This is a genomic window from Bacillus cabrialesii (genome assembly GCF_004124315.2).
In the GTDB taxonomy this organism is placed as follows: Bacteria; Bacillota; Bacilli; order Bacillales; family Bacillaceae; genus Bacillus; species Bacillus cabrialesii.
This window is the reverse complement of sequence record NZ_CP096889.1, coordinates 2,946,553-2,960,670: the sequence shown is the minus strand read 5'-3', so window position 1 is coordinate 2,960,670 and position 14,118 is coordinate 2,946,553. Positions and strand designations below refer to the sequence as shown.

Below are 14,118 nucleotides of genomic sequence, written 5' to 3'. Positions count from 1 at the left end.
AGAAATCTTGATATCTAGGTTTAACCAGAAAGAAATAACCGGATACTGAACATAACAAAACATATAAAATACGCCGCTTAGGACGGCTTTTCAGCCGCCGCGGTCGCAAATTGAAATGAGCGTCATATACTGGGGAACAGATAGACGTTTGTTGGAGGTACAATTATGACTGTTTATCATTTTGTTGGAATAAAAGGGACCGGTATGAGTCCGCTTGCCCAAATACTTCATGATAATGGATATACTGTCCAAGGATCGGATATCGAAAAATTTATTTTTACGCAAACAGCGCTTGAAAAAAGAAACATTACCATTCTTCCTTTTAGCGCGGATAATATCAAATCCGGCATGACAGTCATCGCCGGAAACGCATTCCCAGACACGCATCCTGAAATTGAAAAAGCCATGTCTGATGGAATTCCGGTGATACGTTATCATAAGTTTTTAGGCGACTATATGAAAAAATTCACAAGTGTTGCCGTTACGGGCGCACACGGCAAAACGTCGACAACGGGTCTATTGGCTCACGTGATCCAAAACGCCAAACCGACGTCTTTCTTAATCGGGGACGGAACAGGCCAGGGAAATGAAAACAGCGAATACTTTGCGTTTGAAGCGTGCGAATACCGCCGCCATTTCTTAAGCTATCAGCCAGACTACGCGATCATGACGAACATTGATTTTGATCATCCGGATTACTTCTCAAGCATTGACGATGTGTTTGACGCTTTCCAAGAGATGGCTCTTCAAGTCAACAAAGGCATTATTGCCTGCGGAGACGATGAGCATCTGCCGAAAATTCATGCGAACGTCCCGGTTGTGTACTACGGCACGGGAGAAGAAAATGATTTTCAAGCCAGAAACATCGTAAAAAGCACGGAAGGGACAACTTTCGATGTATTTGTCCGCAATACATTCTATGATACGTTTTATATTCCGGCGTACGGCCACCACAATGTATTAAACTCATTGGCGGTCATTGCGTTATGCCATTATGAAGAAATTGATGCCAGCGTTATTAAACATGGCCTCAAATCATTCGGCGGCGTCAAACGCAGATTCAATGAGAAGCAGCTCGGGGACCAAGTGCTGATTGATGACTACGCTCATCACCCGACAGAAATAAAAGTGACGATTGAAGCGGCAAGACAGAAATATCCTGATCGTGAAATCGTTGCGGTATTCCAGCCTCATACATTTACGCGGACGCAGCAATTCCTTGACGAATTCGCAGAAAGCCTGAGCGGGGCTGATTGTGTGTATTTATGCGATATTTTCGGCTCAGCCCGGGAAAATGCAGGTAAGCTGACGATCGGCGACCTGCAAGGAAAAATTCATAATGCGAAGCTGATTGAAGAAGATGACACATCTGTTTTAAAAGCTCATGAAAAAGCCGTTCTCATCTTTATGGGAGCAGGAGATATCCAAAAATATATGAGAGCCTACGAAAACGTCATGGCATAATAAAAAGCAGTGATCTCACTGCTTTTTTATTTATCTGATGGAAAAGCTTGTTAAAGGATTTTCTTACATAACGGAGAATAATATGTATACAGCCCAGTATACATGTTTAGGATTTAAGGAAACGGGTAAACAGCAGTATATCCTGCAGCAAGGAGGTTTGAGATGATTATTATTCTTTATTTAAGCGTTGCACTCATCGCAGTCGCATTTCTCGTATTAGTGATCTACTTGTCTAAAACACTGAAGTCACTGCAGCTGACACTAAAAAATGTCGCATCCACTCTCGAAGGGCTGGAGGGACAAATGAAAGGCATCACAACTGAAACAGCCGAGCTTTTACATAAGACCAACCGCCTGGCTGAAGATATTCAGGAAAAATCAGAAAAGCTGAACACGGTCGTTCATGCTGTTCAAGGGGTGGGAACTTCTGTACAGCAGTTCAATACATCCATGAAACAGGCGGCAGGGTCTGTATCGGCATCAGTAAGAGAAAATCAAGACAAAATCAATCAAGTCGTCACATGGAGCCAAGCAGCAATGGAAATTTGGGAGAAATGGAAGCAAAAGAAAAAATCAGCTCTATAAAAGAAAAAAACACTATGAGGAGGAATAATGATGAGCAAAGATGGAATTAATAGTAAAGATTTTTTAATCGGGACTTTAATCGGGGGAATCATCGGTGCCACTACCGCTCTATTTCTAGCGCCAAAATCAGGCAAAGAACTTCGCGACGATCTCGGCAGCCAAGCTGTTGCTTTAAGGGATAAAACTGACAAAATGACGGCAGATGCGAAGGAAAAGGGCACGCAATATGTCAGCATCGCAAAAGACAAAACATCTAACATCACACAGCTTGTAGCGGATCAGTCAGGGCAAATCATGAACAAGGTGAAGGATTTAAGAGACCGTTCCAAATCTGCCAAAACGGATTCAGCCTCAATGCAAGATATGAGAGAAGAAGCGATGCAGGCGGCCGACGAAGCAAAAGATCAAGTCCTCCAAACGAAAGAAGATGTAAAAGACGAACTAAAAGATGCACAAAAACAGGCTGAGCATATCAATCGCTGAGCTGGGAAGGAAGATCTTGAGTTATGGCAAAACAGCTTATTCGATCTGAGGAAGAATTCAAACGGATTGCAGAACAGGAAGGCACTTTCGTGTTCTTTAAACATAGCATCACATGCCCGATCAGCCAAGCGGCATTTCATGAGTTTGATGCTTTTGCAAACCACCATGAGGATGTGCCGTCTTATTATTTGCAAGTCCAAGAAGCCCGCCCGCTGTCAAATTTCATCGCAGAAACTTACGGCGTAAAGCACGAAAGCCCTCAGATTTTCATCATCCAAAACGGTGAAGTGAAATGGCACACCTCACATTCACAAATTACAGAAACGGCCATTGAGCAGCATTTATCATAGAAAAAAGCGTCCAGATACATTCTGGCGCTTTTTTTTTGAAAAAACCCTTGAACATTGCCTTCACATCATGTAGGATAGCTTCATAGATTACTTTATCACTTAAAAGCGTTTGGGTAATAAAGTAGAGTTTTTATAAAATTTTTTGTATTTCAGTATTTCCATTTGGAATTACTTATAGTAAGATGCATGATAACTACAAAATAAAAAAATGAATGTGCAGGGAAAGGATGAATAAAATGAGCAACACAGAGTTAGAGCTTTTAAGGCAGAAAGCAGACGAATTAAACCTACAAATTTTGAAATTAATCAACGAACGCGGAAATGTTGTAAAAGAGATCGGTAAAGCGAAGGAAGCACAAGGTGTCAACCGATTTGATCCTGTCAGAGAACGCACAATGTTAAACAATATCATTGAGAACAATGACGGGCCGTTCGAAAATTCTACCATCCAGCACATTTTTAAAGAGATATTCAAAGCCGGTTTAGAGCTTCAGGAAGAAGATCACAGCAAAGCGCTGCTTGTCTCCCGTAAGAAAAAACCTGAAGATACAATTGTAGACATCAAAGGTGAAAAAGTCGGAGACGGCCAGCAAAGATTCATTGTCGGCCCATGTGCGGTAGAGAGCTACGAGCAGGTGGCTGAAGTCGCTGCAGCTGCGAAAAAACAAGGAATTAAAATTTTGCGCGGGGGAGCCTTTAAGCCTCGTACGAGCCCATACGATTTCCAAGGGCTTGGTGTTGAAGGGCTTCAAATTTTAAAGCGTGTAGCGGACGAATATGATCTGGCGGTGATCAGTGAAATCGTAACTCCGGCTCATATCGAAGAAGCATTGGATTACATTGATGTCATTCAAATCGGAGCGCGCAACATGCAAAACTTCGAATTGCTGAAAGCTGCCGGCGCAGTGAAAAAGCCAGTGCTTCTGAAGCGCGGACTTGCTGCAACGATCTCTGAATTCATCAATGCTGCTGAATACATCATGTCACAAGGAAACGACCAAATTATCCTTTGTGAGCGCGGTATCAGAACATACGAAACAGCAACAAGAAACACGCTGGATATTTCTGCTGTGCCAATTTTGAAACAAGAAACGCATTTGCCTGTCTTTGTTGATGTTACGCATTCAACTGGCCGCCGCGACCTCTTGCTTCCGACAGCTAAAGCCGCTTTAGCGATCGGTGCAGACGGCGTAATGGCTGAGGTTCATCCTGATCCGTCAGTCGCACTTTCTGACTCTGCTCAGCAAATGGCGATTCCTGAATTCGAAAAATGGCTGAATGAACTGAAACCAATGGTGAAAGTCAACGCTTAATCGAACAATACTAAAGGCCGCGTCTGCGGCCTTTTTTTATGCTTTCTTGTTTATTTAGTTATAAAATCCAAGTATACGTTTTCATCATCTATAAAAACGTGTATAATTTCATGAGAAGTATTTAAATTTGATGAATAATGAAAAATAATGTACACTACTGACTTACGCTTACAAATCATAAACGACATAAATTCGGACATTATGACATTTCTCTACATAAAGTGTTTATGCTATAGATAAGGATAAGTGTATCCAGTAAAAGGAGTGGTTTTAGGATGAGCAATATTACGATCTACGACGTAGCGAGAGAAGCTAATGTAAGCATGGCAACCGTTTCCCGTGTCGTGAACGGCAACCCGAATGTAAAACCGACAACGCGGAAAAAAGTCTTGGAAGCCATTGACCGTCTCGGCTACCGGCCAAACGCGGTGGCAAGAGGCCTGGCAAGCAAAAAAACAACAACTGTAGGTGTCATTATTCCCGATATCTCAAGCATTTTCTATTCAGAGCTTGCGCGCGGGATAGAAGATATCGCGACAATGTATAAATACAACATTATTTTGAGCAACTCTGACCAAAACATGGAAAAAGAGCTGCACCTGTTAAACACAATGCTCGGCAAACAAGTGGACGGCATCGTGTTTATGGGCGGAAACATTACGGACGAGCATGTTGCGGAATTTAAGCGTTCCCCAGTGCCGATTGTGCTTGCCGCTTCTGTAGAAGAGCAGGAGGAAACACCGTCAGTCGCGATCGATTACGAACAGGCGATTTATGATGCAGTGAAGCTGTTGGTTGATAAAGGACATACAGACATCGCATTCGTATCCGGTCCCATGACAGAACCGATCAACCGTTCAAAAAAACTGCAAGGCTACAAACGTGCGCTTGAAGAAGCGAACCTTCCGTTTAATGAACAATTTGTCGCTGAAGGGGATTACACATATGATTCCGGACTTGAAGCGCTGCAGCATCTGATGAGCCTTGACAAAAAACCGACAGCCATTCTTTCTGCAACTGATGAAATGGCACTCGGCATTATCCATGCGGCTCAGGACCAAGGCCTGTCCATCCCTGAGGACCTGGAGATTATCGGCTTTGACAATACGAGATTAAGCCTCATGGTTCGTCCGCAGCTTTCAACGGTTGTTCAGCCGACATATGATATTGGCGCCGTTGCGATGAGATTGCTGACGAAGCTCATGAATAAAGAGCCGGTTGAAGAGCATATCGTCGAACTGCCGCACCGTATAGAGCTAAGAAAGTCAACCAAGTCATAAGAAAAACAAGAGAGCAAGCTTCACCTCTAAGGTGAATTCTTGCTTTTTTCATGGGGAGAAATGATGAAACGTTTTGATTATCTTACACCTGTTGGTTTTGTGTTAGGAACGATTATTATTGTTATCGGGATTATCTCGGGGTCGGGAGTCAGCGGTTTCCGCTCTTTTCTTGATCTGACCTCTTTCTTCATCGTAACAGGGGGGCTTTGCGCCGCTGTTTTTATCAGTTTTCCGCCGAGAGAGCTGAAAAAAGCGCCCGCTGTGTTAAAGCAGGCATTTATCCGCCAGGAAGACAATGTGAAAGAGCTCGTGAAAACCTTTGTCTCTCTTTCCGATCATGCGCGAAAACACGGGCTTTTATCATTGGATGATCAGGCTCGGGAAATCAAAGATCCATTCCTGAAAAAAGGACTGCTTTTAGCAGTTGACGGCTGGGATGAGGAAACGATTCGGCTCGTCATGGACTCAGAAATCGCAGCAATGGAAGAACGGCACCGCAAAGGGCGGCGTGTTTTTGAAAAAGCGGGAGAATTTGCTCCGGCATGGGGAATGATCGGAACGCTCGTCGGGCTCGTGCTGATGCTCAAAAACTTAAATGATCCGCATATGCTTGGACCGAATATGGCCGTTGCGCTTCTGACGACCTTATACGGTTCATTGCTGGCAAACATGGTGTTCAACCCGATTGCGGCAAAGCTCGAAGAAAAAACGGAAAGTGAGATCTTCATCAAGCAGGTAATGGTGGAGGGGATTATCGGAATTCAATCCGGAAAAAACCCGCGTAATCTCGAAAGCCAGCTCGTCGTTTTCAGCTCACGGGAAGAATGGAGAAAACAGCCAAATCAAGCAAAAGTAAAAAAGGGATCTGTACATGAAGCTTAGAAGAGAACGTTTTGAAAGAAGGAATGGAAGCGGGAAAAACAGCCAATCTTCATCGAACTGGATGGTCACCTTCACAGATTTGATCACCTTGATCCTTGTGTTCTTTATTTTACTTTTTTCCATGTCCCAAATCGATCTGCAAAAATTCAAAGCGGCAGTCGACTCGATCCAAAAGGAAGGCGGGGGTCTCCAGCCGGACCAAACGTCCGTAGAAAAAAAGTCAGTAGATGCGAAGAAGCGAGAGGATCAGCAGGATCAGCTGCTCAAGAAAGTAAATACATATATAAAAGACAACCATTTAAAGGCCCAAATGACAGCCAAACGGGATGAGCGCGGTGTCGTGCTCGTTCTGCAGGAGGCGGTGCTGTTTGATTCAGGTGAGGCAAAGGTGCTGAAAAATGCTGAAACACTTCTTCACCAAATCGCCGTGCTTCTTCAAACCATTCCAAATGACATTCAAGTCGAAGGCCATACAGACAGCCGAAATATTTCGACATACCGATACCCGTCTAACTGGGAGCTGTCAGCAGCACGGGCAAGCGGAGTTATCCAATACTTCACATCAAAAGAGAAACTTCCCTCGAAGCGCTTTATCGCTGTCGGGTATGCGGATACAAAGCCTGTAAAGGATAACAAGACAAATGAACACATGAAGGAAAACCGGCGTGTGGAAATCGTCATCAAAAAATCAAAAACGACCTCTTCGTGAAGGTCGTTTTTTTACTTTGTTCTTTGCTGCTGCTCAGATCGTATCGCGTATAATGCTTTGCTGACGGTTTGGGCATTTTTTTCTGTAATTTCAGGCTTGCGGGGAATCGGAGGATATAAATCGGCTGGATCACTCCAGCTGGACGGAAGGGTGACGGGGCATTGTTTTTGCCATTTAGCGATCCATTCCGGCGGGATATTGTCTCCCGGATCAATTCCCTTCATTTCAAGCCATATTCTGGCCCAGGCGCGAGGCACGACACGCCAAATATCATATCCGCCGCCTCCGACAGCAATCCATCTTCCGCCGCAATATTGATGCGCTAAAGTGTGTGCGAGCCGGGGGATTTCTTCGTATATCTTGATTGTTGCAGATAAATGTGTAAGCGGGTCATAGTAATGGGCATCGGCGCCGTTTTGGCTGATAATGACATCCGGCTGAAAATAAGCGGCGACTTCGGAAGCTGCTGCTTGGTAGGCCTCGAGAAAAGAATCATCCTCAGTAAAGGCGTCAAGCGGGATATTAAAGGAATAGCCATACCCTTTTCCGCTGCCTTTTTCCTGAATCTGGCCGGTTCCGGGGAATAAATATCTTCCTGTTTCATGTATGGACAGTGTGCAGACGCCGGGATTATCGTAAAACGTGAATTGCACACCGTCCCCGTGGTGGGCGTCTGTATCAATATAAAGCACCCTGGCTCTGTATTTTTTCTGGATATATTGAATCGCCACGGCACTGTCATTGTATATGCAAAACCCTGAAGCTCTCCCCCGAAAGCCGTGATGAAGGCCTCCTCCAAGGTTGGCCGCATGCAGAGCTTGTCCTGACATCACCAAATCTGCGGCCGTTAAAGTGCCGCCGACTAAAAGTGATGCCGCTTCGTGCATGCCGGCAAAGACAGGTGTATCTTCTGTGCCGAGGCCGTAGCTTTCTCCTTCTGCAGCGGGAAGCTTTCCGGCGCCCGCAAGCTTGACCGCCTGAATGTAATCGTCCGTGTGGACAAGGGCAAGCTCTTCTTCTTCCGCGAGTCTGGGACTGACAATGTCTCCATCATCAAAAGCATTGATCGTCTTGAGTAAATCGTATGTTAGCAGAACCCGCTGCTGATTAAATGGATGTTCCTGATGAAACATATAGGTTTGATATGATGGAGAATAGATAAATACACTGTCTCTCATAGCAGATCCCTTTGCTCAGACGGCCATACGACGTGGTGACGATTTCTTTGCAATGCCTGCAAAAACGGCAGCGGGTTCATCGTTTTTACACGGAAGACAAGCACTTTTACACCTGGATCATCATGCGGATAGACAAGCACGCTCAATATTTTCACTTGGAGGTCTTGGCAAAGACTGCTGATCTCCGCGAGGCTTTTGGTAATGTCGTTTACTTTTATTTCGATTTGCGATCCCGGCTGGTCAGCGCCTGTCAATTTGACAAATGTCCGCAGTAAATCGGTTTTTGTCAAAATGCCTATTAATTTTTGATGCTGCACCACTGGAAGACAGCCGATGCCATGCTCGTAGAACACGGCAGATATTTCTTCGACAAAATCAAGCGGGTGGGCGCAGACGACATCTTTTTTCATAATTGAATCCACGCTTCGTGTGAGGAATCGGCTTCGTTTGCTTTCTTCGAAAATACTCGGGCTGGCTTGTTTTATGTCTCTGTCTGTAATCATGCCGATCACACGGTGGTCTTCATCTACGACAGGCAGATGCCTGATATGGAATTCCTTCAGTTTGCATATGGCTGTTTCAAGCGTATCCGTCTTCGTTAATGTAATGACGTCCCTTTTCATGATTTGGTCAACAATCATTATTTTTTCCCCTTTGTCAGTGTCAGTTAATACATAAAACGATGATAAAAACGGAGCCTGTCAAATTGTTCAATTGATTCTTGGCTGACGTTTTTCCCGATGCGCGCCATCAGACAGTTTGCAGGATGGGAGCTGATCTCCGGCTCATCCGTCGCAAACCAGACCAATCCGCCTGCATTCATCATCTTTTCCATGAGCTTTCTGTATTCCCATACATCTTTTTTCATCCCTTTTAAATCCCAATGCCAGTAATATTCCGTCGTCATCACGATGTAGTTTTCCATTTGCTCATCCATCATGCTGACGGTCAGAAGCGTCTTGCCGACAGAACATCCCCGATAGGCTGGCGCCACTTCGATGGCCCCAAGCTCAAGCAAATCCTCCATATTTCCTTCAGACCATCTTTCGAGCGGGTCTGGATATAAATACGTCACATAGCCGATAATGGTTCGGCCGTCACGGGCGATGATAATGCGCCCCTCGGGAAGGCCGGCAATGTCGACCAGCGCTTCGTGCTGCTCGCGGGGCGGGCGAAACGCGGTTAAATCGTTATGAAACTCGTACCCTGCCAAATCTTCTGGAGAGACAGGCCCTTCTATCAGTAAGGAGCCGGTTGCTGTTTTGATGTTTGCTGAATGGTATGTTTTATGATGTTCCACTGATCCACCGTCCCATCAATTCTTATAAAAATACATGTCTCCTTTAAGAATAACAAATTATAAAGCGTTTTCAATATGGTTTATATTTTAAAAATTGAGAAGAATATGAATATATACTATAATAAATGTGACAACTTCAGCAAAGGGGGATGTTTGGGCATGAATTTGAAAGCGTTGCCAGCAGTGGAAGGGGATCATCATTTAAAAAATTATGAAGAAACGTACCGGCTTTTTGATTGGGCCGAGGCAGAGAAACATTTCTCCTGGCATGAGACGGGGAAACTGAATGCGGCGTATGAAGCGATTGACCGCCATGCCGAATCGTTTCGAAAAAACAAAGTAGCGCTTTATTATAAAGACGCAAACCGGGATGAAAAATACACATTTAAAGAAATGAAGGAAGAATCAAACAGAGCCGGCAATGTGCTGAAACGGTATGGAAATGTGGAAAAAGGGGACCGCGTTTTTATTTTTATGCCGAGATCACCCGAGCTTTATTTTATTATGCTTGGCGCCATTAAAATTGGCGCCATCGCCGGGCCGCTGTTTGAAGCGTTTATGGAGGGAGCGGTGAAGGACCGGCTTGAAAACAGCGAGGCAAAGGTTGTTGTCACGACGCCTGAGCTGCTGGAGAGAATACCGGCTGACAAACTGCCTCACCTGCAGCATATATTCGTAGTCGGCGGAGAGGCTGAAAGCGGCACAAACATCATCAATTATGATGAAGCGGCAAAACAGGAGAGCACAAGACTGGATATCGAATGGATGGATAAAAAAGACGGCTATCTGCTTCACTATACATCAGGTTCCACTGGAACGCCAAAGGGTGTGCTTCATGTCCATGAAGCGATGATTCAGCAATATCAGACAGGAAAGTGGGTTCTTGATTTAAAAGAAGAAGACATTTACTGGTGCACAGCTGATCCGGGCTGGGTGACAGGTACGGTATACGGCATTTTTGCACCGTGGCTGAACGGAGCGACAAATGTCATCGTCGGCGGCCGTTTCAGCCCGGAAAGCTGGTATGGAACGATTGAGCAGCTTGGCGTCAACGTCTGGTACAGCGCGCCGACCGCGTTTCGAATGCTGATGGGGGCGGGAGATGAGATGGCTGCGAAATATGATCTCACTTCACTCCGGCACGTGCTCAGTGTCGGTGAGCCGTTAAACCCGGAAGTCATCAGATGGGGACATAAAGTCTTTAACAAACGAATCCATGATACATGGTGGATGACAGAAACGGGCAGCCAGCTCATCTGCAACTATCCTTGCATGGACATTAAACCTGGCTCAATGGGCAAGCCGATTCCCGGAGTAGAAGCGGCAATCGTTGACAATCAAGGCAACGAGCTTCCGCCGTTCCGAATGGGCAATCTCGCCATTAAAAAGGGCTGGCCTTCCATGATGCATACCATTTGGAATAACCCTGAAAAGTACGAATCGTATTTCATGCCGGGCGGCTGGTATGTGTCTGGTGATTCTGCTTACATGGATGATGATGGGTATTTCTGGTTCCAAGGCAGAGTTGATGACGTCATCATGACCTCCGGTGAGCGCGTCGGCCCATTTGAAGTGGAAAGCAAGCTTGTCGAACATCCCGCCATTGCGGAAGCAGGCGTAATCGGAAAGCCTGATCCGGTGCGGGGAGAAATCATTAAAGCCTTTATCGCACTGAGAGAAGGATTTGAGCCGTCCGATAAACTGAAAGAAGAGATCCGCCTCTTTGTGAAGCAGGGTCTCGCAGCCCATGCGGCTCCGCGTGAGATTGAATTTAAAGATAAGCTTCCGAAAACCCGGAGCGGCAAGATCATGAGACGCGTGCTGAAGGCGTGGGAGCTCGATCTGCCGGCTGGGGATCTGTCCACGATGGAGGATTAGAAGGAACGTTGACACGGGATTTTATTTATGTTAAAAATGATATAGCTTCATATGAAAAGGTAAAGATTGAGACAAGTAGAATATCCTTACGTTCCAGAGAGCTGATGGCCGGTGAAAATCAGTACAGACGGATATATCGAATACACTCATGAACCGCTTTTGCAAACAAAGCCGGCGAGGCTTTCAGTAGTGAAAGAACGGACCTGATCCGTTATCAGGCAAAGTGATAAGACGAATGTTTTGCGTTCTCTTATTAGTAGGGTGGTACCGCGATAATCAATCGTCCCTTCGTGTAAACGAAGGGGCGTTTTTTATTTTAATAAAAAAGGAGCCTTATCTCATGACAAACTTACTTGAAGATTTATCCTTCCGCGGATTGATTCAGCAAATGACAGATGAAGAAGGATTGAATAAACAGCTGAATGAAGAAAAAATCCGCCTGTACTCAGGCTTTGATCCAACAGCAGACAGCTTGCATATCGGACACCTGCTGCCCATTTTAACACTTCGCCGTTTCCAGCTTGCGGGGCATCATCCGATTGCACTTGTGGGCGGCGCGACGGGCCTTATCGGCGATCCGAGCGGAAAAAAAGCGGAGCGTACATTAAACACAGCTGACATCGTATCCGAATGGTCCCAAAAAATCAAAAACCAGCTGTCCAGATTTCTAGATTTTGACGCAGCAGAAAACCCTGCTGTCATCGCGAACAACTTTGACTGGATCGGCAAAATGAATGTGATCGACTTCCTTCGTGATGTCGGCAAAAACTTCGGCATCAATTACATGCTGGCAAAAGACACCGTCAGCTCAAGAATTGAATCAGGCATTTCATACACGGAATTCAGCTACATGATTCTTCAATCGTATGATTTCTTAAATCTTTACAGAGACAAAAACTGTAAGCTGCAAATCGGCGGAAGCGATCAGTGGGGTAACATCACGGCCGGCCTTGAACTGATCAGAAAATCAGAAGAAGAAGGAGCAAAAGCGTTCGGCCTTACGATTCCGCTTGTCACAAAAGCAGACGGCACGAAGTTTGGCAAAACGGAAGGCGGCGCGATCTGGCTTGATAAGGAAAAAACATCGCCATATGAATTCTACCAATTCTGGATCAACACAGATGACCGTGACGTTATCAAATACTTGAAATACTTTACCTTCCTATCAAAAGAGGAAATTGAAGCGTACGCTGAAAAAACAGAAACGGCGCCTGAAAAGCGTGAAGCGCAAAAACGCCTGGCAGAAGAAGTGACAGCACTCGTTCACGGACGCGAGGCGCTGGAGCAAGCCATCAACATCTCTCAAGCGTTGTTCAGCGGCAATATTAAAGAGCTTTCCGCCCAAGACGTAAAAGTCGGCTTTAAAGATGTCCCTTCTATGGAAGCTGACAGCAGCCAAGAGCTTTCACTAGTCGATGTATTGGTGCAATCTAAATTATCTCCTTCTAAACGCCAAGCGCGTGAAGACATTCAAAACGGGGCTGTTTACATTAACGGCGAACGCCAGACGGAAGTGAACCATATCCTATCGTCTGAAGACCGTATCGAAGGCCAATTTACTGTCCTGCGCCGCGGGAAGAAAAAATACTTCCTTGTAACGTATAAATAAGAAAAAGATCCTTTGCCGCTAAGGCAAAGGATCTTTTTTTGTTTATCGCATAGGAATGACAGGAAAAGAGTATATTAGATAGGGCAAACACGACCAATCACCACCCTTTAAAAGAAAGGAGCGCTCACCGTGAATCTCATGTGTACGATTGCGAAAGAAAGATTGCAGCGGGATTATTGGGAGCAGCAGGCGCTAGAAAGTGTTGGCCGGCTAGAGGAAGAAGACGAATCAGACGATAAAAAAACCCCGACCGCATAGCGGCAGGGGTTTTTTAAACGATTAACGAGAGTAGAACTCAACGATAAGCGCTTCGTTAATTTCCGGAGCAAGTTCAGAACGCTCAGGAAGACGAGTGAAAGTACCTTCAAGCTTTTCAGCGTCGAAAGTAAGGTATTCAGGAACGAAGTTGTTCACTTCTACAGATTCCTTAACGATAGAAAGGTTTCTTGATTTTTCGCGAACACCGATTGTTTGACCAGGTTTTACTAGGTAAGACGGAATGTCAACGCGGCTTCCGTCTACAAGAATGTGACCGTGGTTAACCAATTGGCGAGCTTGACGGCGAGTACGTGCTAAACCTAGCTTGTACACAACGTTATCAAGACGAGAATCTAAAAGAATCATGAAGTTTTCACCGTGTTTACCAGCTAGTTTGCCAGCTTTGTCAAACAAAGTGCGGAATTGGCGTTCGTTTACACCGTACATGTGACGAAGCTTTTGCTTTTCTTGCAATTGCAAACCGTATTCTGATAATTTTTTACGTTGTCCTGGGCCGTGTGGACCTGGAGCGTAAGGGCGTTTTTCTAATTCTTTTCCTGTACCGCTAAGAGAGATTCCTAGACGGCGGGACAGTTTCCAAGATGGACCTGTATAGCGAGCCATAATGTGACTCCTCCTTTGGTTTTATTTTGTGGAAAATAAAAACCGTCTGCTCTATTCGACCATGTACATTTTGTTTTCATGTATCCTCGCTCCAGCAGCAGAGAGTTACACGATACACCTTATGGATAAGGAACAAAATGAAAACATAGAAGCTGAACAAAAAGGCTGCAATATTTCACACAAAGGTCATTATATAATTTATTTG

At 45.1% G+C, this 14,118-nt stretch carries 15 protein-coding genes and 1 other annotated feature; of the genes, 11 read left to right on the top strand and 4 right to left on the bottom strand.

Annotated features, from left to right (window positions below; translation table 11 throughout):
- Positions 1 to 165: 165 nt before the first annotated feature.
- The 8 genes from murC (at position 166) to motS (ending at position 7,066) form a co-directional block, all read left to right on the top strand.
- The gene (murC, locus tag EFK13_RS15150; RefSeq protein ID WP_129507897.1) at positions 166 to 1,464 is read left to right on the top strand and encodes a UDP-N-acetylmuramate--L-alanine ligase; all 1,299 of its coding nucleotides are present in this window, start codon (positions 166 to 168) and stop codon (positions 1,462 to 1,464) included.
- Positions 1,465 to 1,626: 162 nt separating this feature from the next.
- Complete coding sequence (locus EFK13_RS15145) at positions 1,627 to 2,049, top strand: DUF948 domain-containing protein (RefSeq protein ID WP_024572894.1); 423 nt, start codon at positions 1,627 to 1,629, stop codon at positions 2,047 to 2,049.
- A 30-nt stretch (positions 2,050 to 2,079) separates the two neighbouring features.
- Positions 2,080 to 2,532, top strand: coding sequence for a YtxH domain-containing protein (locus EFK13_RS15140; protein ID WP_129508054.1), 453 nt, complete (start codon positions 2,080 to 2,082; stop codon positions 2,530 to 2,532).
- Between the two features lie 23 nt (positions 2,533 to 2,555).
- A complete protein-coding gene (ytxJ, locus tag EFK13_RS15135) occupies positions 2,556 to 2,882 on the top strand; it encodes a bacillithiol system redox-active protein YtxJ (protein ID WP_129507898.1) in 327 nt (108 codons plus the stop codon).
- Between the two features lie 236 nt (positions 2,883 to 3,118).
- Positions 3,119 to 4,195, top strand: a complete 1,077-nt coding sequence (locus EFK13_RS15130) for a bifunctional 3-deoxy-7-phosphoheptulonate synthase/chorismate mutase (protein ID WP_129507899.1) — start codon at positions 3,119 to 3,121, stop codon at positions 4,193 to 4,195.
- Between the two features lie 275 nt (positions 4,196 to 4,470).
- Positions 4,471 to 5,475: a catabolite control protein A gene (gene ccpA, locus EFK13_RS15125; RefSeq protein WP_075747104.1), complete on the top strand. Its 1,005-nt coding sequence runs from the start codon at positions 4,471 to 4,473 to the stop codon at positions 5,473 to 5,475.
- 63 nt (positions 5,476 to 5,538) lie between these two features.
- Positions 5,539 to 6,357, top strand: coding sequence for a flagellar motor protein MotP (gene motP, locus EFK13_RS15120; RefSeq protein WP_129508055.1), 819 nt, complete (start codon positions 5,539 to 5,541; stop codon positions 6,355 to 6,357).
- Positions 6,347 to 7,066 (top strand): flagellar motor protein MotS, encoded by a 720-nt coding sequence (gene motS, locus EFK13_RS15115; RefSeq protein ID WP_129507900.1) that lies wholly within the window; start codon positions 6,347 to 6,349, stop codon positions 7,064 to 7,066. Before motP ends, motS begins: the two co-directional genes overlap by 11 nt.
- An 11-nt stretch (positions 7,067 to 7,077) precedes the next feature.
- Here motS and EFK13_RS15110 read toward each other — a convergent pair whose 3' ends face one another.
- Genes EFK13_RS15110 through acuA form a run of 3 tightly spaced genes read right to left on the bottom strand, consistent with a single transcriptional unit; the run spans position 7,078 to position 9,544 of the window.
- Entirely contained in the window at positions 7,078 to 8,244 is a 1,167-nt protein-coding gene (locus EFK13_RS15110) for an acetoin utilization protein AcuC (RefSeq protein WP_129507901.1), read from the bottom strand.
- Positions 8,241 to 8,885, bottom strand: a complete 645-nt coding sequence (locus tag EFK13_RS15105; RefSeq protein ID WP_129507902.1) for an acetoin utilization AcuB family protein — start codon at positions 8,883 to 8,885, stop codon at positions 8,241 to 8,243. The genes EFK13_RS15110 and EFK13_RS15105 overlap by 4 nt, the downstream gene beginning before the upstream one ends.
- A 26-nt stretch (positions 8,886 to 8,911) precedes the next feature.
- The gene (gene acuA / locus EFK13_RS15100; protein WP_064816660.1) at positions 8,912 to 9,544 is read right to left on the bottom strand and encodes an acetoin utilization protein acetyltransferase AcuA; all 633 of its coding nucleotides are present in this window, start codon (positions 9,542 to 9,544) and stop codon (positions 8,912 to 8,914) included.
- 159 nt (positions 9,545 to 9,703) lie between these two features.
- Here acuA and acsA point away from each other — a divergent pair, with 159 nt between their 5' ends.
- The 3 genes from acsA (at position 9,704) to sr7p (ending at position 13,289) form a co-directional block, all read left to right on the top strand.
- Entirely contained in the window at positions 9,704 to 11,422 is a 1,719-nt protein-coding gene (gene acsA / locus EFK13_RS15095) for an acetate--CoA ligase (protein WP_129507903.1), read from the top strand.
- A gap of 53 nt (positions 11,423 to 11,475) precedes the next feature.
- Positions 11,476 to 11,713, top strand: a binding site (T-box leader).
- A 49-nt stretch (positions 11,714 to 11,762) separates the two neighbouring features.
- On the top strand, positions 11,763 to 13,031 hold the full coding sequence (gene tyrS / locus EFK13_RS15090; RefSeq protein WP_129507905.1) for a tyrosine--tRNA ligase: 1,269 nt from the start codon (positions 11,763 to 11,765) through the stop codon (positions 13,029 to 13,031).
- 129 nt (positions 13,032 to 13,160) lie between these two features.
- Positions 13,161 to 13,289 carry a small protein SR7P gene (gene sr7p / locus EFK13_RS21120; RefSeq protein WP_283107556.1) on the top strand — a complete coding sequence of 43 codons (129 nt, stop codon included), beginning with the start codon at positions 13,161 to 13,163 and terminating at the stop codon, positions 13,287 to 13,289.
- Positions 13,290 to 13,310: 21 nt separating this feature from the next.
- On the opposite strand, the gene rpsD is transcribed toward sr7p, so the two are convergent.
- A complete protein-coding gene (gene rpsD / locus EFK13_RS15085) occupies positions 13,311 to 13,913 on the bottom strand; it encodes a 30S ribosomal protein S4 (protein ID WP_129507906.1) in 603 nt (200 codons plus the stop codon).
- Positions 13,914 to 14,118: the final 205 nt, after the last annotated feature.